General features: G+C 62.3%; 25 protein-coding genes and 1 other RNA gene. 12 read left to right on the top strand and 14 right to left on the bottom strand.

Annotated elements, in window-relative coordinates; all coding sequences use genetic code 11:
• Positions 1-268: 268 nt before the first annotated feature.
• Both LMJ30_RS09295 and LMJ30_RS09300 read left to right on the top strand, forming a co-directional pair.
• Positions 269-1,909: an alpha-glucosidase gene (locus tag LMJ30_RS09295; RefSeq protein WP_229432073.1), complete on the top strand. Its 1,641-nt coding sequence runs from the start codon at positions 269-271 to the stop codon at positions 1,907-1,909.
• A 31-nt stretch (positions 1,910-1,940) separates the two neighbouring features.
• A complete protein-coding gene (locus LMJ30_RS09300) occupies positions 1,941-3,773 on the top strand; it encodes a glucokinase (RefSeq protein ID WP_229432074.1) in 1,833 nt (610 codons plus the stop codon).
• Positions 3,774-3,776: 3 nt separating this feature from the next.
• On the opposite strand, the gene LMJ30_RS09305 is transcribed toward LMJ30_RS09300, so the two are convergent.
• The 5 genes from LMJ30_RS09305 to LMJ30_RS09325 form a co-directional block, all read right to left on the bottom strand.
• On the bottom strand, positions 3,777-4,256 hold the full coding sequence (locus tag LMJ30_RS09305; RefSeq protein ID WP_229432075.1) for a hypothetical protein: 480 nt from the start codon (positions 4,254-4,256) through the stop codon (positions 3,777-3,779).
• A gap of 66 nt (positions 4,257-4,322) precedes the next feature.
• Positions 4,323-6,368 carry an alpha/beta hydrolase family protein gene (locus LMJ30_RS09310; RefSeq protein WP_229432076.1) on the bottom strand — a complete coding sequence of 682 codons (2,046 nt, stop codon included), beginning with the start codon at positions 6,366-6,368 and terminating at the stop codon, positions 4,323-4,325.
• Positions 6,369-6,406: 38 nt separating this feature from the next.
• Positions 6,407-8,260, bottom strand: coding sequence for a hypothetical protein (locus LMJ30_RS09315; RefSeq protein WP_229432077.1), 1,854 nt, complete (start codon positions 8,258-8,260; stop codon positions 6,407-6,409).
• A gap of 10 nt (positions 8,261-8,270) precedes the next feature.
• Complete coding sequence (locus LMJ30_RS09320) at positions 8,271-9,188, bottom strand: ABC transporter ATP-binding protein (protein ID WP_229432078.1); 918 nt, start codon at positions 9,186-9,188, stop codon at positions 8,271-8,273.
• Between the two features lie 9 nt (positions 9,189-9,197).
• Positions 9,198-9,608, bottom strand: a complete 411-nt coding sequence (locus tag LMJ30_RS09325; RefSeq protein ID WP_229432079.1) for a GntR family transcriptional regulator — start codon at positions 9,606-9,608, stop codon at positions 9,198-9,200.
• A gap of 175 nt (positions 9,609-9,783) precedes the next feature.
• On the opposite strand from LMJ30_RS09325, the gene LMJ30_RS09330 reads away from it, so the two are divergent.
• Positions 9,784-10,374, top strand: coding sequence for a hypothetical protein (locus tag LMJ30_RS09330; RefSeq protein WP_229432080.1), 591 nt, complete (start codon positions 9,784-9,786; stop codon positions 10,372-10,374).
• Between the two features lie 100 nt (positions 10,375-10,474).
• Here the strand turns inward: LMJ30_RS09330 and groL are convergent, their stop codons facing one another.
• A complete protein-coding gene (gene groL, locus LMJ30_RS09335; RefSeq protein ID WP_229432081.1) occupies positions 10,475-12,124 on the bottom strand; it encodes a chaperonin GroEL in 1,650 nt (549 codons plus the stop codon).
• Positions 12,125-12,172: 48 nt separating this feature from the next.
• The gene (gene groES / locus LMJ30_RS09340; RefSeq protein WP_223469673.1) at positions 12,173-12,463 is read right to left on the bottom strand and encodes a co-chaperone GroES; all 291 of its coding nucleotides are present in this window, start codon (positions 12,461-12,463) and stop codon (positions 12,173-12,175) included.
• A gap of 371 nt (positions 12,464-12,834) precedes the next feature.
• On the opposite strand from groES, the gene LMJ30_RS09345 reads away from it, so the two are divergent.
• From LMJ30_RS09345 to LMJ30_RS09375, 7 genes are all read left to right on the top strand, one after another.
• Entirely contained in the window at positions 12,835-13,017 is a 183-nt protein-coding gene (locus tag LMJ30_RS09345; RefSeq protein WP_307729289.1) for a DUF904 domain-containing protein, read from the top strand.
• Positions 13,014-13,325 carry a cell division protein ZapA gene (locus tag LMJ30_RS09350; RefSeq protein ID WP_229432083.1) on the top strand — a complete coding sequence of 104 codons (312 nt, stop codon included), beginning with the start codon at positions 13,014-13,016 and terminating at the stop codon, positions 13,323-13,325. Before LMJ30_RS09345 ends, LMJ30_RS09350 begins: the two co-directional genes overlap by 4 nt.
• Before the next feature lie 46 nt (positions 13,326-13,371).
• Positions 13,372-13,552, top strand: a non-coding RNA gene (gene ssrS, locus LMJ30_RS09355) — 6S RNA.
• Between the two features lie 88 nt (positions 13,553-13,640).
• Complete coding sequence (locus LMJ30_RS09360; protein WP_229432084.1) at positions 13,641-14,108, top strand: EVE domain-containing protein; 468 nt, start codon at positions 13,641-13,643, stop codon at positions 14,106-14,108.
• A 149-nt stretch (positions 14,109-14,257) separates the two neighbouring features.
• Complete coding sequence (locus LMJ30_RS09365) at positions 14,258-15,727, top strand: ATPase domain-containing protein (RefSeq protein WP_229432085.1); 1,470 nt, start codon at positions 14,258-14,260, stop codon at positions 15,725-15,727.
• Between the two features lie 56 nt (positions 15,728-15,783).
• Complete coding sequence (locus LMJ30_RS09370) at positions 15,784-17,412, top strand: ATP-binding protein (RefSeq protein WP_229432086.1); 1,629 nt, start codon at positions 15,784-15,786, stop codon at positions 17,410-17,412.
• A 113-nt stretch (positions 17,413-17,525) separates the two neighbouring features.
• Positions 17,526-18,329, top strand: a complete 804-nt coding sequence (locus LMJ30_RS09375) for a sulfite exporter TauE/SafE family protein (protein ID WP_229432087.1) — start codon at positions 17,526-17,528, stop codon at positions 18,327-18,329.
• Positions 18,330-18,436: 107 nt separating this feature from the next.
• Here the strand turns inward: LMJ30_RS09375 and lgt are convergent, their stop codons facing one another.
• Together lgt and LMJ30_RS09385 are read right to left on the bottom strand one after the other, a co-directional pair.
• On the bottom strand, positions 18,437-19,246 hold the full coding sequence (gene lgt / locus LMJ30_RS09380) for a prolipoprotein diacylglyceryl transferase (protein ID WP_229432088.1): 810 nt from the start codon (positions 19,244-19,246) through the stop codon (positions 18,437-18,439).
• Positions 19,240-20,145, bottom strand: a complete 906-nt coding sequence (locus LMJ30_RS09385) for a LysR family transcriptional regulator (RefSeq protein WP_229432089.1) — start codon at positions 20,143-20,145, stop codon at positions 19,240-19,242. Before LMJ30_RS09385 ends, lgt begins: the two co-directional genes overlap by 7 nt.
• A gap of 126 nt (positions 20,146-20,271) precedes the next feature.
• Here LMJ30_RS09385 and ilvD point away from each other — a divergent pair, with 126 nt between their 5' ends.
• Positions 20,272-21,954, top strand: a complete 1,683-nt coding sequence (ilvD, locus tag LMJ30_RS09390) for a dihydroxy-acid dehydratase (protein ID WP_229432090.1) — start codon at positions 20,272-20,274, stop codon at positions 21,952-21,954.
• A gap of 342 nt (positions 21,955-22,296) precedes the next feature.
• Here ilvD and LMJ30_RS09395 read toward each other — a convergent pair whose 3' ends face one another.
• Complete coding sequence (locus tag LMJ30_RS09395) at positions 22,297-22,524, bottom strand: TIGR04438 family Trp-rich protein (RefSeq protein ID WP_229432091.1); 228 nt, start codon at positions 22,522-22,524, stop codon at positions 22,297-22,299.
• Positions 22,525-22,715: 191 nt separating this feature from the next.
• Here LMJ30_RS09395 and LMJ30_RS09400 point away from each other — a divergent pair, with 191 nt between their 5' ends.
• Positions 22,716-23,024, top strand: coding sequence for a c-type cytochrome (locus LMJ30_RS09400; protein ID WP_229432092.1), 309 nt, complete (start codon positions 22,716-22,718; stop codon positions 23,022-23,024).
• 101 nt (positions 23,025-23,125) lie between these two features.
• Here the strand turns inward: LMJ30_RS09400 and LMJ30_RS09405 are convergent, their stop codons facing one another.
• The 4 genes from LMJ30_RS09405 to LMJ30_RS09420 form a co-directional block, all read right to left on the bottom strand.
• A complete protein-coding gene (locus tag LMJ30_RS09405; protein ID WP_229432093.1) occupies positions 23,126-24,268 on the bottom strand; it encodes a branched-chain amino acid ABC transporter substrate-binding protein in 1,143 nt (380 codons plus the stop codon).
• A 281-nt stretch (positions 24,269-24,549) separates the two neighbouring features.
• Positions 24,550-24,912, bottom strand: a complete 363-nt coding sequence (locus tag LMJ30_RS09410) for a DUF2486 family protein (RefSeq protein WP_229432094.1) — start codon at positions 24,910-24,912, stop codon at positions 24,550-24,552.
• Positions 24,909-25,334 (bottom strand): DNA polymerase III subunit chi, encoded by a 426-nt coding sequence (locus tag LMJ30_RS09415; RefSeq protein WP_229432095.1) that lies wholly within the window; start codon positions 25,332-25,334, stop codon positions 24,909-24,911. The genes LMJ30_RS09410 and LMJ30_RS09415 overlap by 4 nt, the downstream gene beginning before the upstream one ends.
• A 4-nt stretch (positions 25,335-25,338) precedes the next feature.
• Entirely contained in the window at positions 25,339-25,992 is a 654-nt protein-coding gene (locus tag LMJ30_RS09420; RefSeq protein ID WP_229432096.1) for a glutaredoxin family protein, read from the bottom strand.
• Positions 25,993-26,003 lie beyond the last annotated feature (11 nt).

Here is a 26,003-nt window from a genome sequence, read left to right on the forward strand (position 1 = left end):
TTCTGCCTGCGACATTTTCGCTCCGAATGTTTTTAACAGACGCGATGCTAAGCGGAAGCGCAAATGCTGGCAACAGATAATTGTTGAGCCTTAAACATAGCTGTAGTTTGACTACTGATCTGCAAAAGTTATGCCCGTCGATTTTTGTTAAGTAGTTGATTTTAAAAGGTATGTACGAAGAAGGGTGACTCGGTGGGAAATTGTAAAACGTCGATAAGTCATGTATATTGTGTACAAATTCCTGTCTCGCATTTCACCGGACCCAGCCATGAACAAAGACCTCGCCCAGCAATCCGCCGAAAATCCCACCTGGTATCGTGAAGCAATCATCTATCAGGTGTATCCACGCAGCTTCCTTGACTCCAATGGTGATGGCGTTGGCGACCTGCCGGGCATTACCTCGAAGCTCGACTACATTGCGAGCCTGGGCGTCGATATTGTCTGGCTGTCGCCGTACTTCAAGTCGCCGATGAAGGACTTTGGCTACGACATTTCCGACTACTGCGACGTCGACCCGATGTTCGGCACACTGTCCGACTTCGACGCCCTGATCGCCAAGGCGCACAGCCTGGGCCTCAAGATCATGATCGACCAGGTGATGTCGCACACCGCTGAAGTCCACCCGTGGTTCGTCGAGAGCCGCAAGAGCCGCGACAATCCGAAGGCCGACTGGTACGTATGGGCCGACCCGCTCCCGGACGGCAACCCGCCCAACAACTGGCTGTCCGTTTTCGGCGGCTCGTCGTGGCAGTGGGACAGCCGCCGCAAGCAGTACTACCTGCATAACTTCCTGGCCAGCCAGCCGGACATGAACTTCCATAATCCGGAAGTCCAGCAGGCGCACCTCGATGCGCTGCGCTTCTGGCTCGCGCGCGGCGTCGACGGCGTGCGTATGGATGCGTGTAACTTCCACTTCCACGACACCAAACTGCGCAGCAACCCGGCCGCTACCAAACGCGATACCGCTACCGTCACCGACGTGAACCCGTACGGCATGCAGGCGCACGTGTACGACAAGACCCAGCCCGAAAACCTGGCCTTCCTGCAGAAGATCCGCACGCTGCTGAACGAATTCGGCGCGGTGGCGATTGGCGAAGTAGGCGCGGACGACGCGCTTGGCGTGATGGCCGAGTACACCGCCGACAACGACAAGCTGCACATGGCCTACAGCTTCAACCTGCTGACCCCGCAGTTCTCGGCGGCCCACATCCGCACGCAGGTCGAAGAATTCGAAGCGCGCGTCAAGGGCGGCTGGGCCTCGTGGTCGGTCGGTAACCACGACGCGATCCGCGTGATGACGCGCTGGGGCGGCGACAACCCGACGCCTGCGCTGGCCAAGCTGGTGCTGGCGATGCAGCTCTCCCTCAAGGGTACGCCTTGCCTGTACCAGGGCGACGAGCTGGCGCTGACTGAAGCGGACGTACCGTTCGAACTGCTGCAGGACCCGTATGGCATCACGTTCTGGCCCGAGTTCAAGGGCCGTGACGGCTGCCGTACGCCGATTCCATGGACCAGCGAGAAGCCGAACGCCGGCTTCACGACCGGCAAGCCGTGGCTGCCGGTGGCCGAGCCGCACATCGCGGTGGCGGCGTCGGTACAGGAGAACGACCCTGAGTCGCCGCTCAACTTCGCGCGTCGTTTGATCAAGTGGCGCCGCAATACGCCGCAGCTGACGCGCGGCGAGATTGTGTTCTTCGATGCGCCGGAACCGGTGCTGGCGCTGCGCCGCGACCTGGCCGGGCATCCGGGCGTGGTGGCGGTGTTCAACCTCGGAGCGAAGCCGGTCGAGGTGGATTTGCCGGCGGTTGCTGGTGCGGTTGAAATGACCGGCCACGGGCTGCAGGGCAGTGTGGTTGGGACGAAGGTCACACTGCCGGCTTACGGTGGATGGTTTGGAACGGTCAATTGATCTTTGTGTGTAGGGCTAAGGACGCTACCAAATGACCAGCCTTCCACGTACCGCCTTCGCTGACGGCCCGCGCCTGCTGGCTGACATCGGCGCAACGCACGCGCGCCTCACCCTCGAAACCGCTCCCGGCATCTTCGGGTCGGTGCGCGTCCTGCGCTGCGATGACTTCGATGGCATCGTCGCGCTGCTGCGCTTCTACCTCGCGGACCACGCAGGCGTCACGCTCCACCACGCCGCGCTCGCGGTCGCAAACCCCATCAACGGCGACCAGGTCCGCATGACCAACCGCGCGTGGGAGTTTTCCACCGACGCGGTGCGCCGTGAGCTCGGCCTGCATACGCTCCTGATCGTCAACGACTTCACCGCGCTTGCCATGGCCCTGCCGAGCCTCAAGCCCGAAGACCTGATGCAGGTCGGCCCCGGCACCGCTGGCGCCAACGCTGTCGTCGGCGTCCTTGGACCCGGCACCGGCCTTGGCGTGTCCGCCGTGATCCCGACAGTCGACGGTTTCGTCACCCTGGGCAGCGAAGGAGGGCACATGAACTTCGCGCCCGCCAACGAGCGCGAGTTCGCCATCCTGCAGTACGCGTGGAAGGAGTGGTCGCACGTGTCCAACGAGCGCCTGATCTCAGGCCCCGGCATGGAGATCATCTACCGCGCCCTGGCGCAGCGCAACGGCGTCAAGGCCGCGCCGCGCACCTCGCCCGACATCATCACCGGCGCCCTCGACGAGCGCGATCCGCTGTGCCTTGAAGTGCTCGACTGCTTCAGCGGCATGCTGGGCGGAGCCGCAGCAAACCTGGCGGTGACCCTCGGCGCCTTTGGCGGCATCTTTATCGGCGGCGGCATCGTGCCGCGCATGGGCGAGTGGTTTGCGACCTCGTCGTTTCGCGCACGCTTCGAAGCAAAAGGCCGCTTTTCGGATTACCTGGCCAGTATCCCAACCTATGTGATCACCACGCCGCACCCGGCGCTGCGGGGTGTCGCCACGATCCTGTCGGAGCACCTGCGCGGCCGCAGCGGCGCGAACACGCTGATGGAGCGCATCGGCCACTTGCAGCACGAGCTGACGCCAGCGGAGCAGCGCGTGGCGAAGCTGGTGCTGGAGCAGCCGCGCCTCGTCCTGAACGAGCCGATCGCGGAGATCGCGCGCTTTGCCGACGTCAGCCAGCCCACCGTCATCCGCTTTTGCCGCTCGCTGGGCTTCCTTGGCCTGGCCGACTTCAAGCTGAAGTTCGCCAGCAGCCTGACCGGTGCGATCCCGGTACGGCACAGCCAGGTGCGCACCGGTGACAGCACACACGACCTGTCGGCAAAGGTAATCGACAATACCGTGTCAGCGATCCTGAAGTTCCGCGACCAGCTCGACGTGCGTTCGATCGACCGCGCCATTGAACTGGTGAGCAAGGCGAACCGGGTCGAGTTCTACGCGATGGGTAATTCACGCGTGGTGGCGCTCGATGGCCAGCACAAGTTCTTCCGCTTCCGCATTCCGACGTCCGCTTATGGCGATTCGCACCTGTTCACGCTTGCCGCGGGCCTGCTCAAGGCGGGGGATGTGGTGATTGCGATTTCAAATTCCGGGCGTTTGCCGGAACTACTGGAGGCGGTCGATGCTGCCCGCGCCGCGGGCGCCGACGTGATTGCAATAACCAGCAGCGGTTCGCCGCTGGCCAGGCGCGCCAGCGTGTGCCTGGCGGTTGACCATGCCGAGGACAGTACGACCTTCCTGTCGATGATCTCGCGGATGCTCCAACTACTATTGATTGATATTGTGTCGGTCGGGATTTCGCTCGACAGCAATGGGAAGGAACTGGTCGAGGCGGATCACCGGCGCATGATGATCTCGCACCTCGATAGCTGAGCGCTATTCGCCGATCATCTCGCCCGAAGTGCGCTCCATCGGGCGCTTCTCCTTGCGCCATTGTTCAAGCGTCATCGGGGTATCGGTGCCGAAGTCTTCCACCAGGATCTCGTCGTCCTGCTTGGACACCAGGAAGCTCTCCCATGGGTGCGCGGCGTCGCTGCCGTTTTCCACGAAGCTGAACTGCCAGTAGTTCTTGCCCTTGATGACGCGTGGCGCGCTGTCGTATTCGATCAGTGCGCCGCGCACTTTGCCGCCTGACGCTTTCTCCAGCTGGCTTGACCAGGCCTGCAGCTCCGGCAGGGCCATCAACGCGCTCATCGCTTGTTCGCGGGTGCGGTTGGCGGCAGGATCGGCCGCGACAGTGGTTGGCGCCGCCGGCGCTGGCGCCTCGCGGCAGCCGCCCAGCACCGAGGCCAGCGCGATGGCTGCGGCCAGCGCCGCACCCCTGACGCGTTGTTTGGACGATTCCTGCTTGAGCATGTCGACACCCCTTTTTATAGTTGCGGCCATACTAAACCAAAGGGTTGGCGGGGGCAATCACGAGGTCTACTTCAGCGCCGCGCTGGCCTTCATCGCCTGGTCGAGGTAATTTGCCAGTTCGGGCGAGGGCGCGCTGACCGCCGGCCCGCCAAGGTGCTTGTGCAGCATCTGCTGGAGCAGGTGGGTGTACGCCTGGCGGACAATCGGCTTGCGCGGGTTGTGTCCTTCGTCCGGGTCGACCAGCAGGCTGACCGGTTTTCCCAACCCCTGCAGGCGCGCGACGTAATCGGTCACGGCCGCGATTTCAACCTTGTCGTCCTTGCCGCCAGCGATCAGCAGCAGCGGTTTGGTGACCTTGCCGGGATGCGCGGCAGGTGCGGCATCGGCGATGCGCTTCATCGCGGCCGTATCGCCGAGGTGGATGCCCATTTCGGCCAGCGTCACCGAGAACGGCACGCCGCCCGCACCCATCACGTCTCCCGCATCGCTTGCCAGCTTGAGCGTGCGCGCAAAGTCCGGGGGAGGGACAGTCGCCATACCGAACTGGAACAGGTCAGGTTCATTGGTCAGCGCCAGCAGCGTGGCATAGCCGCCGAAAGAATCGCCCATGATCGCCAGGCGCTTGCTGTCGCCAACGCCGTTGGCGAGCAGCCAGCGCACGCCTTCGATGATGTCCGCCTGTGCGCGGCCGTTGCCGAAGTCCGCCTTCGGCGCGAGCATGTACTTGTCGCCGTAGCCGGTCGAGGCGCGGAAGTTCGGCTGGAATACCGCCACGCCGCGGTTGACCAGCAGCTGCACCAGTGCCGTGTAGTTGTTGTCGAAGCTGGTCCACGGCCCGCCGTGGACCATGGTCAGCATCGGCACGCTGGCGGCAGGTTTGCCCGGCGGGAGGCTCAGGTAGCCGTGGACGACCGCGCCATCGGAGGCGCGGTAGCGCAAGGGGATTTTTGCGGCCAGGTGCTGTTCGGGCAGCGGGTTGCCAAGCTGGCGTTCGTCCGCGAGGATTTCGCTGAAGGTACGCGCTTTGCGGTCGTACAGCCAGAAGCGCTCCTGCTGCAGGCGTGCGCCGCGTTCCGACAGAAGCCACTGGCCGGCTGCTTCACTCGCGCCGATGCTGATCGTGTTGTCCGGGAAGCGGCGCGTGATGTCGGCACTGGCCGTTTTTGCCGAATGCGTCAGCCCGTACAGGCGGCGCTGCGGCATGTCGTAGAGCGCGAACAGCGGCTGCTGCGACGTCGGCGAGGTAACCACGGTCCGCAGGTCGCTGGTTGCTGCGGGATCGGTGTGCAGTACGCGGCGGACCTGCTTTGCGAGGTCGAGTTGGACGAAAGCCTTGCGGTCGTCCGCATGGTTCACCACCATCTTTAAATGCTGCTGGTCGCCGGACACGAGGTTGCATGCGCGCAGCCGCTTGCAGCGAGTCACCTCGATCCATTTGCCGCCGACCTTGCGCGATACGATCTGGTCGTACTTTTCATCGAGCGTGCGGATGAAGGCAAGCTGCCCCGCTTCGTCCAGTAAAAACTCATCCAGCTTGCGCCCTTCGTACAGCAGCTCGCGCTCGCCGTCGGCGCCAACGCGCGAAAGGCGGTAGACCTTTGTGGCCCGGTCGAATTCCTCAGCCAGCGCCGCGCGTGGGCGCGCCAGGTCGACCGCCACGAACTGCTGGCCGAGCTTGCGGTCGAATGCCGCGACCTTGCTGCCAGCGGCGCCCTCGATGGGTAGCACGGACAAGCCGTCGCCGCTGTCGATGAATAGCGCCTTGCTGTCCCCGGCCCAGTGGACTTCCTGCCGCCCGGTGGTGGTCAGCAGGCGCTTCTTTGTCCGCGTCCGCGCATCCATCAGGTTTAGGTGCAGCGATTGCCCGTCGATTTCGACGAAGCTGACGAATGCGCCATCGGGAGACAGTTTGACGTCGCGCAGCCGCGAGCGGCGGCTGAAGTCGTCGTCGCCGATGTGGGGCGCCGCAGGCAGCGCGGCGTTACGTGCGATCGCTTCCTTCAGCGAGCGCGTTTCCGGTAATGGGGCTGCATGCGCGAACGATGCCGCGGCCAGGAGGGCCAAAACGATGGCGCGAACGGGGCCTGCCCGTTCAATTTGACGGGATAACATGGTGACTCCTTGTTGTTATGGTTGGATTTCCGGGTGTGTCAAGCCGCCACTACGGCGGTTGGCGATGCCTGGGTGGCAACTCGTCGCGGTGGCCGTCCCTGCAGCACCATCAGGCAGAGCAGGGCTGGCGGGCCAAGCAGAAGACATGCTGCGATCCACGCTGCCTTGCGCTTCGGCGCAACCCTGGAGCGGCGCAGCCAGAACCATGCACCGGCCGCCGATAGCGCCGACAGCAGGGCTGCCGCCGCCTGCGCCAGCGGCGGACGCGGGTACCAGAGCTGCCGCGCATTGCCGGACTGGCCGTCATCGCGGATGCCGCCGGTATCGAGCAGTGCGTCCGGCAGGGCGTGCACCGCATGCAGCACTGGCGATACCAGCCATGCATGATGCTCGAACAGGGGCGTGAAATCGTGCGCCAGCTGGCGCTTCGCGACGACGCTTGCGCGGCCCGAAGCATCGACAAGCATGATCGTCTGCGCCGCTTCGCCCGCGCCGTCGATCATCGACCTGCCAAAACTGAACGAGATCAGCGACCCGTCCAGCAGGCCGGCGATGTCGATGCGGTCAAGGTCGCTGAAGGCGCCGGGTAGCTTGACGCTGTAGGCTTCCTGTAGCGGGCCAGCGGCGTCTTCCGCTGGTCGCTGGTAGGCGATAAGCCGGTAATTGGTAATCACGTACAGCCGTTCGCCCACCAGTTTTGGCGTACGCGCCAGCGTTTCAGGTGCGCGCAAGGAGATCAGCTGGTCGATGGCGCCGCTGTCGGCGTCAAACCGGTACAGCTGCTGCGGGGTCAGTATGTAATCGCCTTCGGGCAGGATGGGCACCGCAGGGAAGGGTTGATTGTCGCCGATGCCGCGCAGGCCAAGCGTGCCGCGATCATGCGACGTGAAGGTGTCGCGGCCGTGGAAACGCATGGTGTCGTGGCTGAAGGTCCATTCGATGCGGCGTTTGCCGTCCACCCATTGCAAGGTGTCGAGGTTACTGACCTGGTGACGCACAGGGAACTGCTTGCCCGACGGTTCAAAGTTGGCGACATCGAGCAGCGGCACCTGGCGCCGCCACTGCGGCGCGCGCGGGTCGTGCGAGGCTGAAAGGCCGAGCAGGAAAAGATCCTTGCCTTCCGCGCGTGTCGATTCAGTGAAGCCGCCGGCCGGCGGAGCCGGGATGTTGAGGGGGTGGATACCCAGCGCGATCTGCGCGTTCTGGTACACCAGCGAACCGCCCCACAGCAGCACGAAATAAAACCCGAGCATCAGCGGCGCCGCCGTGGCGGCAACCATCGCCGGGTTGGAAGGCGGGACCATGCGGTCCGGCTTGAAGGCGCCCGAGGCGGTAAAGGCGAGCAGCGCGACGCACAGCACCGCAGGCAGCAGCATCGTGAAGCCGGACGCAAGGTGCCCCACCAGCAGGACAGGCACCAGCAGGATGACGATGGCGCTGCGGCTGCGGTTGAGGATGACGTAACTGCCGGCCAGCCATGCGCTCAACGTCAGCATCACCAGGTGCAGCACCAGTACATAGTGGCGCGCGTCGACGGTGCGTGAACTGAGCAGGTCATTGCCAGCTACTGCCAGAAGGGCTGGCAGGCCTACCGCGAACAGGATCAGCGCACTGGCGGCCAGGCCGACAGCGGCAAAGATCGCGCGCGGCGGCAGCGGGCGGTGGAGCAGCCATATCCAGCGGCCGCCCTGGCGATAGCTGCCAAACTGGTACAGCGCGAACGCCAGGCCGGCCAGCATGTACACCGAGAGCACCAGCAGGTGCAGTTCCCAGCGGCTTTGCAGCAGGTCGGTCATGCGGTGGACGAACAGCTGCAGCAGCAGGTGGACGCCGGCGAAGATCAGGGCCGCGTTCCTGAAACGCCGGCATTCGCTCAACAACAGGTCTCTCATGATTCGCCTTTCAGGCTGCGAGTTGGGCGGGCGCGTTCGACACATGGCCGCGCGCGAGGAAGCTGTTCACCGCGCGGTCCAGGCTGACCGGCATGTTGTGAACGCTGCGCGCGCCCAGCAGGCGCAGGCGCGCGCCGAAGTCGTCGTCCTGGTCGAAGACGACGAAGTGGGTCAGCCCTTCAAGCCGCTGGATTTGCAGCACGCCGGGGAGGTGGCTGGTGTCCGGATCGCGGAACGGGAATTCGGCCACCCACAGCTGCACCTTTTCGCAGAATTCAAACGGCGCGGACATGTGGCGCAGCGTGCCGCGTTCGAGGATGACCAGGTTGTCGGCCACGCGCTCGATCTCTTCCATCTGGTGCGAGCAGTAGATGATGGTCGAACCGTCGCCCACGCTGGTGAACATCAGCGCTTCGAGGAAGGCGCGTTTGGCGACCACGTCGAGGCCGAGCGTCGGCTCGTCGAGGATCAGGAGGTCGGGGCTTTGCGCGAGCGCCAGCGCAAGGTTGACGCCAGCGCGTTCGCCGCGCGAGAGCTGGGCGACTTTCTGGTCGGGCAGCACGTTGAAGTGGCGTAGCACCTCGCCGTGGCGCTGCTGGTTCCATTGCGGGTACTGGCGGCGCTGCATGGCGGTGACTTCATCGACGCGCATCCAGCCGGGCAGCGTGTGCTCCTCGTTGACGAAGCCGATCCGCCCGCGCAGCGCATGCGGCAGCTGCGTGCTGTCGTGGCCGAGGATGCGCGCGGCGCCGGAGTCCTGCGTCTCAAAACCGAGCAGCACCCGGAACAGCGTGGACTTGCCCGCGCCGTTCGCGCCGACGATGGCGTGGGTGCCGCCGCGCGGGATGTTCAGCGTGAGATGGTCGAGCGCCATCTTGCGCTGGTACTGGAGGCACAGCTGGCTGGTCTCGATGACGAAATCGCTCATGGTCATTCCTCAGGCGGTTTTTTTGGGAAAGCACTGTTCGAGTTCGCCCGCCACCCTGTCCACGATGGCGCTGGCCGGGTAACCCAGGCCGACCACGTCGCCGACGAAACGCTGCACGGCGTCGTCGAGGCGGCGGCTGCGTTCTTCATCGGACAGGCGCTGGCGCGGGACGGCGACAAACACGCCGAGCCCGGCGCGCGACTCCAGCCATCCTTCGGCAGTGAGCTCGCTGTAGGCCTTGGCAACCGTGTTCGGATTGACCGTGAGTTGCTGGGCCAGGCCGCGCACGCTGGGGAGCGCGGCGCCGACATCGAGTTCGCCGCTGGCGATCAGGCGGCGCACCCCATCGACGATCTGGCGGTTGATCGGGCGGGGATCGCCAGTGGCGATTTGCAGCATCAGGGCGGCGCGGCGGGTCATGGTGGTGTCCTATACTGTACTATTACGGTTAGTACAGTAACACTGCAGTTTTTCACGGTCAACACATTTTTGGATGCTGTGCCAATGCCTGAGTTTGCGCTGGATCAAGCTATTGAGCGCGCGCAAACAATAGATAAGAAGATAATGGACGTGTCTTTTTTATAGGAGTGCCTCCGTGAAACAGATCTCCAAGAAACTGATCGCCGGACTATTTGCGGCATCCGCACTGGCTTCGGCACCCGCCAGCGCAGAAGTAGTGAACTTCGACAGCTTGCGCGGTAGCGGTCCCCTGCCCAGCCTGTACAGCGACATCGCGTGGCAGCAGGGCTGGTATTTCCTCAGCTCTTCCTTCCCGCCCTTCAACGCGCATACCAGCCCGACCCGCATTTTCAGCGAGGCCGCCGAAACGAGTTTCACCTTCCTTCAAAGCGACCAGATTTTCAGGGGCGCGTGGTTCGCCGGGTATTACTACGTCTCGTTCAACCTGTATAACGATGGCGCGCTGGTGCATTCTTCGCGCACGCTGGAGCTGTTTGGGAATGGACCGTCGCGCTATCTGTCGGCCGGTTATAAGGGATTAGTCGACATGGTGACTGTCGTGGGCATCCCGGGTGGCTATGTGATGGATGACGTGACTTACGGCGAAGTGCCGGAGCCGGGTGTGCCGCATTTGATGATTGCGGGGATGCTGGCGGCAGCGGTGCTGAATGTGGGATTGCGCAGGACGGTGAAGCGCGCACCGCGCCGTTCGGCACGGACATCTTAAACGGCCAATAATACAAAAAGCCTGCAAAGCATAAGCTTGCAGGCTTTTTTATTGGTGCTGGGAGCAGGGCGCCAGAAGCTGCGCGCCCTTGTCCGGCTAATTACATCATGCCGTCCATGCCGCCCATGCCGCCCATGCCACCCATACCGCCCATGCCGCCCATCGCTGGCTTGTCTTCCGCCAGTTCGCAGACCATTGCATCGGTGGTCAGCATGAGGCCAGCGATCGACGCTGCGTTTTGCAGTGCCGAGCGGGTGACCTTGGCTGGGTCCAGCACGCCCATTTCGACCATGTCGCCGTAGGTGCCGTTGGCTGCGTTGTAGCCGTGGTTGCCATTGCCAGCCAGTACAGCTGCAACAACGACCGAAGCTTCTTCGCCGGCGTTCTGGACGATCATGCGCAGTGGCTCTTCCATTGCGCGCAGGACGATCTTGATACCAGCGTCCTGGTCAGGGTTGTCGCCCTTGATGTTGAGGTTGGCGCGAGCGCGCAGCAGGGCTACGCCGCCGCCAGGAACGATACCTTCTTCAACAGCAGCGCGGGTTGCGTGCAGTGCGTCTTCAACGCGTGCTTTCTTTTCCTTCATTTCGACTTCGGTGGCTGCGCCAACCTTGATCACTGCAACGCCGCCTGCCAGCTTGGCAACGCGTTCCTGCAGCTTTTCGCGGTCGTAGTCCGAGGTTGCTTCTTCGATCTGGACGCGAACCTGCTTGACGCGTGCTTCGATCGAGGATGCTTCGCCAGCGCCGTCGATGATGATGGTGTTTTCCTTGCCGACTTCAACGCGCTTGGCCTGGCCGAGTTCTGCCAGCGTGACCTTTTCCAGGGTCAGGCCAACTTCTTCAGCGATTACCTGGCCGCCGGTCAGGATAGCGATGTCTTCCAGCATTGCCTTGCGACGGTCGCCGAAGCCTGGCGCCTTGACTGCGCAGGTCTTCAGGATGCCGCGGATGTTGTTGACAACCAGGGTTGCCAGCGCTTCGCCTTCGATGTCTTCTGCGATGATCAGCAGTGGACGGCCAGCTTTAGCAACTTGTTCCAGGATTGGCAGCAGGTCACGGATGTTCGAGATCTTCTTGTCGCACAGCAGGATGAACGGGCTGTCCTGGATGGCAACTTGCTTGTCCGGGTTGTTGATGAAGTACGGCGACAGGTAGCCGCGGTCGAACTGCATACCTTCAACGATGTCCAGCTCGTCGTTCAGCGACTTGCCGTCTTCCACGGTGATCACGCCTTCCTTGCCGACTTTTTCCATTGCTTCAGCGATGCGCTCGCCGATCGAATAGTCGGAGTTAGCCGAAATTGCGCCAACCTGGGCGATTTCCTTGGTGGTGGTGCATGGCTTGGCGATCTTGGCCAGCTCTTCGACGGTAGCAGCAACTGCCTTGTCGATGCCGCGCTTCAGGTCCATTGGGTTCATGCCGGCAGCAACGAACTTCATGCCTTCGCGAACGATTGCCTGGGCCAGGACGGTTGCCGTGGTGGTGCCGTCGCCGGCGTTGTCGCTGGTGCGCGAAGCAACTTCCTTGACCATCTGCGCGCCCATGTTCATGAGCTTGTCTTTGAGTTCGATTTCTTTCGCAACCGACACGCCGTCCTTGGTGACGGTAGGGGAGCCGAACGAACGCTCGAGCACAACGTTGCGGCCTTTCGGGCCCAGGGTGACTTTGACTGCGTTGGCGAGGATGTTGACGCCTTCAACCATTTTGGCGCGCGCTGCGTCGCCGAACACTACATCTTTAGCTGCCATGTTTGTTTCTCCGTTAAATTCGATGGTGGGTCAAACGGTGCGGGCTGATTACTTGACCAGCACGGCCATGATGTCTTCTTCGCGCATCACGAGCAGTTCTTCGCCTTCAACCTTGACGCTCTGGCCCGAGTATTTGCCGAACAGTACGCGGTCGCCGACTTTGACTTCCAGCGGACGCACGTTGCCGTTTTCCTGCACTTTGCCATTGCCGACGGCGAGGATTTCGCCTTGGTCCGGCTTTTCTGCGGCTGCATCAGGGATGATCAGGCCGGACGCAGTTTTGGTTTCCTGGTCGAGACGCTTGACGATTACGCGATCGTGCAAAGGGCGAAGGTTCATGCAAAACTCCTTAGTTTTCAATGGTTTGACTTACTATCAGCAGAAGCGGCGCTGTTGCCGCTTCCTGTCGTAAATGTGCCGTTCCAGGGAATGCAACGGCCAGAAAGAGTTGTTAGCACTCTCTACTAACGAGTGCTAATTATAGGGACGGTCATGGTGGTTTTCAAGGAGCTATGTGTTTTATTTAACTAACAGCCTTGATCTGGCGCAAACGTCGAGTTCGCTTAATCCGCCATGTTGCCGTACAGATCGCATGAATTAACGCGGCTAACGTCCTGAATCTGTTGACGGAAATTCCCCGACACCCCTATAGTTACGGGATGATTTCCGAATTCCAAGACCTATCCGACAAAATCGACCGGCTCGCCGAGATGACGACGTCGCTCCGCCGCGAAAACGCCCTGCTGCGCCAGACCAATACCTTGCTTGGCCGCGAGAACGAAGCCTTCATGGAGCGCCTGTCGGAAGCCCAGCGCCGGGTCGAGGCCCTGCTGGCCCAGTTGCCCGCGCCCGACGCCAGCGATGAAGCCACCACCAAAGAGGCCGCCCAATGATCCACCTCGACGTCACCATCATGGGCACGCCGTACCGTTTGGTATGCAAGGAAGGCGAGCAGGCCACGCTGAAGGAAGCGGTGGCCTACCTGGACGCCAAGATGACCGCGCTGCGCGACTCGGGCAAGGTAAAGGGCAATGACCGTATCGCGGTGATGGCGGCGATCAGCGTCGCGGCCGAATTCCTGTCGGTGAAGTCGCCGCAAGGCCCGCTTTCGGACATGTCGATCCTGGAAGTCAAGCAGAAACTGAGCGCGATGCACACAGTGTTAGACAGCGCCCTCACGCCGCAAGAAAATCTTTTTTAAGAGCCCAAATTCGTTTGACACCGCGACACATCGGAGTAAACTTCGTTCCACCCTGCGGTGTTCGCGATTGCCATATATTCCTTGAACCATTTATGTGCATCGGTTGCGGAATTTTGTTCGATGGGCGTGAGCGTCGCTAGTCCGACGAACCCGAAATTGAACTAACTGTGACCACCTTGAACCATCAGGTTCGGGATGCCGGCAAAAACGGCACAGGCGGGGCTCTTATTCCAAAAGCGGTTGCAAGCATTCGGTGCGCAACCGTTTTTTTTATGGGTGCGCGATTTTTCGCGCCGCTTCAATTCGGGAGTGCAGATGGCGTATTGGTTGATGAAATCGGAACCGGACGAAGTCAGTTTCGACGACGTGCTGGCGGCCCCGCAGAAAACGGTCGCGTGGTTCGGCGTGCGCAATTACCAGGCCCGCAATTTCATGCGCGACCAGATGAAGGTTGGCGACGGCGTGCTGTTCTATCACTCCAGCTGCGCGGTGCCAGGCGTGGCCGGTATCGCGGAAGTGGCCAGCGGCCCTTATCCCGACGCCTCCCAGTTCGACAAGAAAAGCCATTACTACGATCCGAAAGCGACGCCGGAACAGCCGCGCTGGATATCGGTGGACGTCACGGCGGTGGAAGGGGGCAGCTACCTGCCGCTGTCGGAAATGCGCACCATGCCGGAGCTGGAAGACATGGTACTGCTGCAGAAGGGCAGCCGGTTGTCGATTACGCCGGTGACTGCGGCGCAGTGGAAGGCTGTCGCCGCCCGTTTGAAGCAGAAAGTTTGAGGCAAATGGGCCAGGACGGTGGCACCCTGTTCAACTGTGCGGGCAAGGGTTAAATGACAACGGTAGAATAAGTTGCAATTTTTGGCGTCGGCAGGCTGGCGCCAGCCATGGTTTTTTATTTTACTGATGCAGTCATGACGGAGTCCATCGTGGGAACGAACGAAGCACGGTTGTTGACCGGCATACCCGAACTAGATTCCGTATTGCGCGGCGGCCTGCTAAAGGGCCGCATCCACCTGGTGGAAGGGCGCCCGGGCACGGGCAAAACCACGCTCGGCCTGCGCTTCCTGATGGAAGGCGCGCAAAGTGGCGCGCGCTGCCTGTACATCACCTTGTCGGAAACGCGTGCCGAATTGCTGGCGACCGCGCGCAATCACGGCTGGTCGCTGGACGGCGTCCAGATCGAAGAACTCGCGCCGATCGACGAAGGCGAGCACGAGGAGCAAACCATCCTGCTGCCAAGCGATACCGAGTTATCGCGCCTGGTGCACAAGATCCTGGAATTGGTGAAGCAGCACAATCCGGAGCGGCTGGTCATCGATTCAATGGCCGAAATCCGGCTGGTGGCACACGACGGCCTGCATTACCGGCGCCAGGTGGTCACGCTGCGCAATGCGCTGGGAAAACTCGGCCCCACGGTGCTGCTGCTCGACGACCTTACTTCCGACGTGCGCGAATTCGAACTGCAAAGCGCCGTGCATGGCGCGATCTGCCTCGAAATGCGCGAGCGTACCTTCGGCTCGGCGCGGCGCGTGATGCGGGTGGCGAAGCTGCGCGGCGGCGACTTCCAGAGCGGTTGGCACGATTTTGCGATCACCGCCGGCGAGGTGCTGGTATTCCCGAGCCTGATCGCCGAAGAACATCACCGCGCGTATGAAGAAATCGAAGTCGCCAGCGGCGTACCCGAACTCGACCAGCTGATGGGCGGCGGGCTCAGCTACGGCACTTCGACGATGATCCTGGGGCCGTCCGGCGTGGGCAAATCGACGCTGGCGCTGCAATACGCCATGTCGCTGGTGCGCAGCGGCGAAAAAGTCGCCTATTTCACGTTCGACGAGTCGGAATTGACGCTGCGCTCGCGAATGGTGTCGCACATGGCGGAAGACGAGGGCAGGGACGAACCGCGCGGTTTTTTCATCAACCGCATCAACCCCTCGCGCATTTCTCCCGGCGCTTTTATCTGGCGGGTGCGCCGCCATGTGGAAGACCACGGCGTGCGGCTGGTGATTATCGACAGTATCAATTCCTATCTCGACGTTATCCGGGAAGAGCGCGCATTACTGCTGCAGATGAATGAATTGTTCTCGTATTTGTCGAACATGGGGGTCATGTCGATTATCGTTGGCGCGCACTCCGCCAACCTCGATACCTCGCGCGAACCGGATGCGCTGACCATCATCACCGACAATATGATTTCGCTGCGCTTTTATGAGCGCGGCGGGGTGGTGCACAAGGCCATTTCGGTTATCAAAAAACGCCATGGGCGGCATAGCCACGACATTTGCGCATTCCGCCTGAACGAAGATGGCGTCGAGGTGGGACAGCGTATCGATGTGACGGAAGGGCTGATGACAGGCGTTGCGGGCGACGCTGCCATCGGCGCGCCGCTGCAGCGGTGACACCCTGCGCGCCACGGGGCCTCGTCTATGCGCCGCGGGGGCGCGATGCCGCCGTATTGGCGTCGGTACTGGAAGGCTGCGAAGTCGCCGCGCATGTGTGCGGCTCGCCGGAGCAGTTGTACCGCGCGGTCAACGACGATGCCCTGCTGCTCGTGATTACCGAAGAAGGGCTGGCGCAGTGCGACGCGCGCCTGTTGCTGGCGCGGATCCGCGCCCAGCCGGCCTGGTCGAACATTCCGGTGATCGTGCTCGCCGCCTCGGCGCGCGCCGGCCATGGCGAACGGCTCAAGCGGCTTGCCCAGCTGGGCAATGTCACCGTGATCAGCCGTCCCATCGCGCGCGAAGCCATGGCGATGGCGGTCGGCTCGGCGCTGCATTCACGCCAGTTGCAGTTCAAGCTGCGCGACCAGCTCACTGAGCTGGGCCGCTATTCGGTAGAGCTGGAACGGCGCGTGGACGAGCGCTCCGCCGCGCTGGCGCGCGAGGTTGACGAGCGCAAGCGTATCGAGGCTGCGCTGCTGGAATCGCGCCGGCTGGAATCGCTGGGCCGGCTCACCGGGGGCATCGCGCACGACTTCAACAACATGCTGCAGGTCGTGTCCGGCGGCGTGCAGCTGCTGCGCGCGCTTACTGCGGCGGCGCCCGACCCGCGTCTCCAGCGCACGCTGGACAGCATTGAGCGCGCCAGCGGACACGGCGCCAAGCTGACCCAGCAATTGCTGGCGTACGGACGCCGCCAGGCCCTCAGCGCCAGCGCGGTGGACCTGAACGAGCGCATGCAGGACATGGCCGTGTTGCTGCGCCACACGGTGGGCCGCGAAATCCGTTTGACGATCGAGGTGCCGGACGGGCTGTGGCCGGTGCGCGCCGATGCGACCCAGCTGGAAATGGCAGTCCTCAACCTGGTGCTGAACGCGCGCGATGCCATGCCCGATGGCGGCCAGATCACGCTCTCGCTGAGGAACTGCACGTTGCCGGAAGCAGGCAACCGCGACACCGCCAGCCTGCGCGGCGACTATGTCTGCATCGCCTTGAGCGACCAGGGTTGCGGCATGGACAAGGCCACCCTGGGGCAGGCGTTTGAACCCTTCTTCACCACCAAGGCCATGGGCAAGGGCACCGGCCTTGGCCTGTCGCAGGTACAGGGTTTCGCTACCCAGAGCGGCGGGCATGCCTTCATCCAAAGTGATCCGAATGGCACCACAGTGTCGATTCTTTTACCGCGCTGCATCGGGCGTGACGGCGCCACGGCGGCAACGGCGCCGGCGCCGCAGCTGGACGACCTGGCAGCAGGCAGCATTCGGCTACATGGCCTGACCGTGCTGTGCGTCGAGGATGATCCGCTGGTGGCGGAAGTTGCCGCCGGCATTTTCGACGTGCTCGGGATGAAGCTGATCGCCGCGGCCAACGCCGACGAGGCGCTGGAGGTCGACCTGGACGGGGTCGACGCGGTGCTCTCCGACGTCATGATGCCGGGCTCGATGGACGGCATCGGACTGGCAGCTGCCTTGCGGCGCGCGCGTCCCGACCTGCCGGTGGTGCTGGCCAGCGGGTATATCTCATCACCCGAACGCCTGCAGTCGCTCGACGTGGGCTTTGTACAAAAGCCTTACTCGGGCGCGCATATCAGTGCTGCGCTGCTGCGGGAAATCGCGCGGATGGGCCAGCGGTCGCGGCCGCGCTGACCCCGCCCAGTGTCCGCACGCCGGCTGCAAGGCGTAGAATGTGATGCATTCTTCTTGGAAACGCATCATATGACAACAGTCTGCACAGCGGCGGCGCCGGAAAGCGGGGCCCGATGGATTTGGAACTAATCGGAATATTGCTGTTGATGGGAACGGCCGGTGGCTATGCCGCCGGACTGCTGGGGATAGGCGGCGGCATGGTGCTGGTGCCGTTTATTACGATGATTTTTACGGCGCGCGGTTTTCCGCCGGACCTGGTGGTGCACATGGCGATCGCCACGTCGCTGGCGACCATCATGTTCACTTCGCTGTCATCGGTGCGCGCGCATCACCTGCACGGTGCGGTGCGGTGGCCCGTGGTGCGCATGCTGGCGCCGGGCATCCTGATCGGGTCATGGATCGGGCCCTGGATCGGCAAGCAATTGAATACGTCGGCGCTGGCGCTGGTGTTTGCACTGTTCGTGGCATTCTCCGCGACCCAGATGCTGGTGAATAAAAAGCCGCAGGCTTCGCGTGATTTGCCGAAGGCGCCGGGGATGTTTGCGGCAGGGGGCATTATCGGCATCGTGGCCGGACTTGTCGGTGCGGGCGGCGGATTTATTTCGGTTCCGTTTATGAGCTGGTGCAACGTCAAGATTCATAACGCGGTGGCCACGAGCGCGGCGCTCGGGTTTCCGATTGCTTTGGCCGGCACGCTGTCGAATGTGTATTTTGGATTGGGCGAGGCGAATTTGCCGCAATATTCGCTCGGGTATATTTACCTGCCGGCGCTGGTGGTGATTGCGGCGGCCAGCGTGACCATGGCGCCGCTTGGCGCGCGCACCGCCCACAACATGCCGGTGGCGAAGCTGAAGCGGATATTTGCCGTGATTCTGTATGCGCTCGCGGCGTATATGTTGTGGAAGGCCTTCGCCTAGCCGCGCATTCGGCGGATGACGCGCTGCGCGCTTTTCCGCCCTACAAAAACGGTTGCGATAGTAGGGCGGAAGAGCGCGCAAGCGCGTCATCCGCCGACTATGTAGTGTCAGGCCCGGACCGGCTGCCTGCCCTCACGCGAGTAGGCCCATACCAGCATCGCAATCGCTGCGACGATCATCGGCAGCGACAGCATCTGGCCCGAGGTGATCGGAACGCCGGCCACCGTCACCTGCCAGTCCGGCACGCGGAAGTATTCTGTAAAGAAGCGCGCGCAGCCGTACAGCAGCGTGAACATCGCGCCGACAGCCAGACGCGGACGCGCCTTACGCGAATACATCCACAGCAGTACGAACACCAGCAAACCATCGACCAGCGCTTGGTACAGCGGCGACGGATGGCGCGGACCTTCCACGCCGGGCCACAGCATTGCCCACGGCAAGCTCGGATCGGCCAGGCGGCCAGGAAGTTCTGCATTGATGAAATTGCCGATTCGGCCGGCCGCGTAGCCAAGCGGAACCAGCGGGGCGATGAAGTCATACACGTCGAGCACATTGCGTTTCGACTTGCGCGCCCAAAGCGACATGGCGACCAGCACGCCGATGAAGCCGCCGTGGAAAGACATGCCGCCTTTCCAGACCTTGAAGATTTCGATGGGATTCGCGAAGAAATGTTGCGGCTGATAGAACAGCACTTCGCCAAGCCGGCCGCCAATCACCACGCCTAGCATGCCGTAGAACAGCATGTCGTCGAGGTCCTCGTTCTTCCAGCCCTGCGCGGCAATGTGCGGTTGCTTGACGCGCACCCGGCCCAGCAGCAAAAAGAGGCCGAACGCCACCACGTACATCAGGCCGTACCAGTGGATGGCCACGGGGCCGAGTTGAAGGGCTACGGGATCCGGCATCGGATGGGTCAGCATGTCTTTATATTCTTTCTTAGTAAGTCGAGGAATCCTTGCAACACGGGGGATGCGTTGTCGCTGCGCCACGCCAGGCCGGTTTCCACCAGCGGCGTGGGGTCATGCAGCGCCCGGTATTCTACGCCGGGGCGCATCAGGTTGCTCACGGATTGTGGCACAAGTGCCAACCCCATGCCTGCCGACACGAGGCTGACGATGGTCTGCATCTGGATCGCCTCCTGCCCGACTTCGGGCGTGATGCCGGCGGCGCGGAACACCGCCAGGATGGCGTCGTGCAAGGCCGGGGCGATTGGGCGCGGGAAGATGATCAAAGGCATCCGCGGCAAGTCCTTTAGCCAGACGGGGCCGGGCGAGCACAAGGCATCGAGCCCGACGGGGGCGGCCAGGACCAGCGGCTCGTCGAGGACTTTCAGGTAGTCGAGGAGGGGCAAGGCTTTCTCGGGCAACGGAGGGATGATCAGGCCGGCGTCGATGCGCTCGCGCAGCAAGTCGTCGACCTGGATATCGGACGTCGCCTCCTGCAGCACAATCTGGACCTGCGGATACGCTGCACGGTAATTGCGCAGGAAGGGCGGCAGCACGCTGTAGTCGGCCGACGACACGAACGCGAGCGACAGGCGGCCCGATTCGCCGCCGGCCGCGCGCGACACCAGTCCGGGGATCTCGGCCGCTTGCGCGAGCATGCGGCGCGCCTCCGGCAACAATGCCTCGCCGGCGGGCGCAAGCGTTACGGCGCGGCGGTTGCGCACGAACAGGGGCGAGCCGAGCATGTCCTCCAGCGCGTGGATGGCTTGCGACAGGGGCGGCTGCGTCATGTGAAGCCGGTCCGCCGCCTTGCCGAAGTGAAGTTCTTCGGCGACGGCGACGAAATAGCGGAGTTGGCGTAGCTCCAGGTTCATTGATATGCTTTTCGTTTCGTTTTGGCTTCTGTGATATGCGTACAGTATCACAGAGCACTGCATTCGGTATTTGACTTGCCTCTGTGTCGGAGGCATTCTGACAAGATCAGAAAACAGGAGTCCACCATGGCCGACACGCCGCGCTACAACCGCCGATCCCGCAACGTCACCGAAGGCGTCGCCCGCAGTCCGAACCGCTCAATGTATTACGCGCTGGGTTACAAGGAAGCCGACTTCGACAAGCCGATGATCGGCATCGCCAACGGCCACTCGACCATCACCCCGTGCAACTCGGGCTTGCAGAAACTTGCCGATATCGCCATCAGTGCGGTTCGTGAAGCCGGCGCCAACCCGCAGGTATTTGGTACGCCGACGATTTCGGACGGCATGTCGATGGGCACCGAAGGCATGAAGTATTCGCTGATCTCGCGCGAAGTGATCGCTGACTGCATCGAAACCGCGGTCAACGGGCAATGGATGGACGGCGTGATGGCGATTGGCGGCTGCGACAAGAACATGCCGGGGGGGATGATCGCGATGGCGCGCACCAATGTTCCGGCGATTTACGTCTACGGTGGCACCATCAAGCCGGGCAACTGGAAGGGCAAGGACCTGACCATCGTTTCCTCGTTCGAAGCGGTCGGCGAGTTTACGGCCGGGCGCATGTCGAAGGAAGATTTCGACGGCATCGAACGCAATGCCTGCCCGTCGTCAGGCTCCTGCGGCGGGATGTACACGGCAAACACCATGTCCTCATCGTTTGAGGCGCTGGGCATGTCGCTGATGTACTCGTCGACGATGGCCAATCCCGACGACGAAAAAGTCGGTTCCGCGGCCGAGTCGGCGCGCGTGCTGGTGGAAGCGGTCAAGCGCGACCTCAAGCCGCGCGACATCATCACCCGCGAATCGATTGAAAATGCCGTGGCGCTGATCATGGCGACCGGCGGTTCGACCAATGCGGTGCTGCATTACCTCGCCATTGCGCACGCGGCGGAAGTTGAATGGAGCATCGACGACTTCGAGCGCATGCGCCGCAAAGTCCCGGTCATCTGCAACCTGAAGCCGTCCGGGCAATACGTGGCCACCGACCTGCACAAGGCCGGCGGCATCCCGCAAGTGCTCAAGTTGCTGCTCGACGGCGGCTTGCTCAATGGCGACTGCATGACCATCACTGGCCGCACGATTGCCGAAGAACTGGCCGATGTGCCGGCGCTCAACCCGAACCAGGACGTGATCCGCCCGCTGGACAAGGCCCTGTATGCCGAGGGGCACCTGGCGATTTTGAAGGGCAACCTGTCGCCGGAAGGCTGCGTGGCCAAGATCACCGGACTGAAGAACCCGGCGATCACCGGTCCGGCGCGCGTGTTTAACGACGAACACGCGGCGATGGAAGCGATTCTCGCCGACCAGATCAAGCCAGGCGACGTGCTGGTAATGCGCTACCTGGGACCGAAGGGTGGGCCGGGCATGCCGGAAATGCTGGCGCCGACCTCGGCGCTGATCGGCAAGGGCATGGGCGACTCGGTCGGGCTGATCACGGACGGGCGCTTCTCGGGCGGCACCTGGGGGATGGTGGTGGGGCACGTCTCGCCGGAAGCGTTCGACGGCGGCACGATTGCACTGGTACACGAGGGCGACTCGGTCACGATCGACGCGCACCAGCTGCTGATCCAGCTGAATGTTCCCGACGAAGAAATCGCCCGCCGCCGCGCCGAATGGAAGCAACCAGCGCCGCGCTACACCCGTGGCGTGCTCGCGAAGTTTGCCGCGTTGACATCGACCGCTAGCAAAGGCGCCGTCACCGGCTAACAAAAACCTTCGCTTACTCAATTCGGGGTACGCGTGACCCAGTCCGTCCCCCGGGTCGCAAAATCGGGGTCAGACCCCGAAGTTAAAGGAACATTTCCAAAATCGGGGTCAGACCACGAAGTTAAAGGAACATTTCCAAAATCGGGGTCTGACCCCGAAGTTACGCGTGACCCAGTCCGTCCCCCGGGTCGCAAAATCGGGGTCAGACCCCGACGTTAAAGGAACATTTCCAAAATCGGGGTCAGACCACGAAGTTAAAGGAACATTTCCAAAATCGGGGTCAGACCCCGAAGTTGGAGGAATATTTCCAAAATCGGGGTCTGACCCCGATTCTGGAAAAACTTACTTGCGGGTCTTGTCGAAGCTTTGCTTGACCCGGTCCTTGCGGCGCTGTTCGTCGATGTTGTGCTGCTTTTTCTTGTCCAGGCCGAGCAGCTTCTCGATGTACTCGAACCAAATGAACGCAACCACCATCAGGCCAACAATCCACCACCACGAGATCTCGGCGAATCGCCAGACTTCGAAATAGCGCAGGCCTACCAGCAGGACGATGAGAATGATGAGTGGCATGGGAAACTCCTTTTCTGGGGAGCATCTTACAAAGTTTCGCCGAGACCGTGGGAATTTTGGTGTGTCCTTGGTGCAACACGGCGTCAACCGGGGCGGCGGCTCCTGCGTTAAGGAAATGAGAGTCCCGCCTGTGAGCGTGTGAATTACGCGGTAAAATGCCGTTTGTGGTTTTTGTTATCTTGGAGAAATAAATGAAACGGTCCCTGTTGGTAGTTGTGGCGATGTCGGCGCTGGCTTCTTCGAGCGCCATGGCGAGTGCAGACCTGGCGAAGGCAAAGAACTGCATGGCTTGCCACGCGGTTGCAAACAAGCTGGTTGGCCCTGCGTTCAAGGATGTGGCGGCCAAGTACGCCGGCCAGAAAGATGCGGAAGCGAAGCTGACGGCCAAAGTGCTGAAGGGCGGCGCGGGCGCCTGGGGCGCGGTTCCAATGCCAGCTAACCCGCAGGTGAGCGAAGCCGAGGCGAAGACCCTGGTCAAATGGGTCATGGCGCAGAAGTAAATCTTCTCCAGTCCGCCAAAACAAAAACGCACCATCGGTGCGTTTTTTTTACGTCTATCGTTTCCTCACCGGGAACAAGGTCCCCGGCGAGGCTGGTGCGATTAGTAGATTACGTCCATCTTGGTCTTCTTGCCGCCCTTGTAGGTAAACAGGGTCAGCGCGCCGTTCTTGATGTCACCTTTCGGATCGAACTCGATGTTGCCGGTGACGCCCTGGTACTTGATCTTCTTCAGTTCAGGCAGGTACTTGGCAGGATCGGCCGAGTTGGCGTTCTTCATCGCGGTCGCCATTACCATCACAGCGTCGTACACGTACGGTGCGTACAGTTGCACGTCGGCGTTGTACTTGGCCTTGTAGCGGGTGCGGAAGTCGGCCATCACCTTCTCCTGCGGGCCCTTGACGCCGCCAGCTTCGGCGCAGGTCACGTTGCCTTCGCCCAGGCCGTCGCCCGCCAGGCGCGACAGCGCTTCGGTACAGATGCCGTCGCCGCCCATGAACTTGGCCTGGATGCCCAGCGCCTTCATTTGCTTGAGCATCGGCCCGCCCACTGCGTCCATGCCGCCGAAGAAGATCAGGTCAGGCTTCTTGGCCTTGATCGAGGTCAGGATGGCGGTGAAGTCGGTTGCGTTCGGGTTGGTGAATTCCTTGCCGACGATTTTCACGCCAGGGAACTTCTTCTTCGCGCCTTTAACGAATTCGTCTGCCACGCCCTGGCCGTAGGCCGAGCGGTCGTCGATCACGGCGATGTTCTTCGCCTTCAGGGTGTCCACGGCGTAGGCGCCCAGCGTACCACCGAGCTTGTTGTCGTTCGCGACAACGCGGAATGCCGACTTGAAGCCTTGCTTGGTGTACTGCGGCGTGGTTGCCGACGGCGAGATCTGTGGGATGCCGGCGTCGTGATAGATCTTCGATGCCGGAACCGTGGTGCCCGAATTCAGGTGGCCGATTACGCCATTTACTTTGGCGTCGACCAGTTTCTGGGCCACTGCGGTGCCTTGCTTTGGATCGGCGCCGTCGTCTTCCAGCAGCAGTTCGATCTTGACTTTCTTGCCGCCCAGGGTGAAGCCCTTGGCGTTCAATTCCTCAACCGCCATCTTTGCGCCGTTTTCATTGTCCTTGCCGAGGTGCGCGCTGGCGCCGGAGATCGGGCCAACGTGGCCGATGCGGACGACTTCCTGGGCACTGGCTGAGCCGGCAAAGGCGATCGCAATGGCGAGTGGAATGAGTTTCGTCGTGAACTGCATATACTTCCTCCAAGTGGTAGAAAACAGGCGTTCGTGACGCCTTTATGAATTTTTGCGTAGGCAAAAGGTACAACAAATTAAAAGCTTAGCAAAGGCTAAACTTAAATTTAATTGGCCTTGACGGGTTAACGCACCGAGGCAGGGCGCGGTGCACCGGGATTTGGCGGGATTTGTAAGTAGTTGAAAGCCCGGAATGGGGCAGCGGCAGCGCCTCCGCCGGGGGCATGCATGCGGAGGCGCGCTTCGCGCTTGTCCGCCCTACATCAAGAGGGTGCTGGCTTTTACTTCTTGAGGGTTTGCAGGTGCGCGAGCTCCTGCGCCACGGCCCGCACCACGATCTTTTCGATCGTTTGCTGCAGCCCCTGCTGGATCTCCGCCGTCAGCCCCGCTACCGCGTGCCGCAGCACTTCTTCCATGCTGTCCTTGAGCCTTTGCTCCAGCACGAAGTCGACCCGGCCCTGCAGCTGCTGCAAAATCCGCTCGGACAGCCGCCGCTCAAGCAGCGTCCACTCCGGCTCGCTCCAGGTGTCAATGGCGCGCTGCTCAAGGTCCGCGTGCAGGGCATCCTGCACAGGCGCTTGCGCCTTGTCTTCGAAAACTTCGGTCAGTACCGGAATGCTGGCGTCGAAAACCTGGTTGCTCATGTCTGTCCTGCGACAAAATGGGTCAGTGGATAGGATTGCTGCTTGTACGCGACATAGCGCTTGCGCCCCGCCGCGGCGTCTTCTTCATCGGTGGAGATAATCTCGAACACGCGCTGGAACCGGTCCACCGTCGATGGCACCCGCCGCGTCAGGTTCACCAGCATGTCCGCATGCGGCAGCTCGGCTTCTTCATTATCGGTGACGATAATCGGCGTCCGCGCCGCGAGCGCGTCGCCAGCCAGCACGTGCGGCAGGAAGTCGGTTTCGGACAGCGTCCATAACGCTTCATTGAGCGCCGCGGCCTGCGCGGCGTCCTCCGCCAGCAGCACCAGCTTGCCGTTCGCCGCATAGGCCTTGCGGGCCAGCCGGCAGGCGTAAGTGAGCTTGTCGGGGATATTGGTGTGGAAGTCGATGCGTGTCATGTGGTCAGAATTGGAAGGCTGGCGCTGTGTTGGTCTTTTTCTTTTCGCGGGCTTCGGCGTCGCGCGCAGCCGTAGCCGCAGCTTCGGATTGCGCAGCACGCGCCGCTTCACGCGCAAGTTCTTCGGGCGACGGTCCCGCCGCCACGGGAGCAGCGGCGACAGCCTCCGCATAACGGTAGCGCGACGGCAGCATGCTCGTCGCCGGGTAGGAGGCGTTGGTGAGCGCGCTGTTCCAGGCTTCAAGCTGGAAGCCAAGCAGCTTGCTGCGGCCCACCAGCAGCAGCGGCAACTGCCCGTCGCTGCCTGCCTCCTTCAGCTTTTCCTGGTCGGCCGCGGTGGTCACCGTCTTTTCGGAAAACGGAACGCCACGCGCTTTCAGCAGGGCGCGGCCGTCGTCGCAGGCCTTGCATTTTGCGATCGTGTAGAGCGTCACCGGCGCCGCGCGCACAGCGCGGGCCAGTTCGTATGGCAGCGGCACCAAGGTTGCGGCCTTGCCGCCATACGCCTTGACCTCGGCCTGTTTAGACGCAGGCGGCGTGTCGCTGTAATGCGTCACGCCCTTCGCATCGACCCATTTGTAGATCTGCGCGCTGGCGCCCGCCCCAGCCAGGAGCAGCACAACGCCAACCGCCGCAGGAACCATCTTTGCCACTTTCATACCGTCTCCCG

It is taken from the genome of Massilia agrisoli, assembly GCF_020831365.1.
GTDB lineage: Bacteria > Pseudomonadota > Gammaproteobacteria > Burkholderiales > Burkholderiaceae_D > Telluria_A > Telluria_A agrisoli.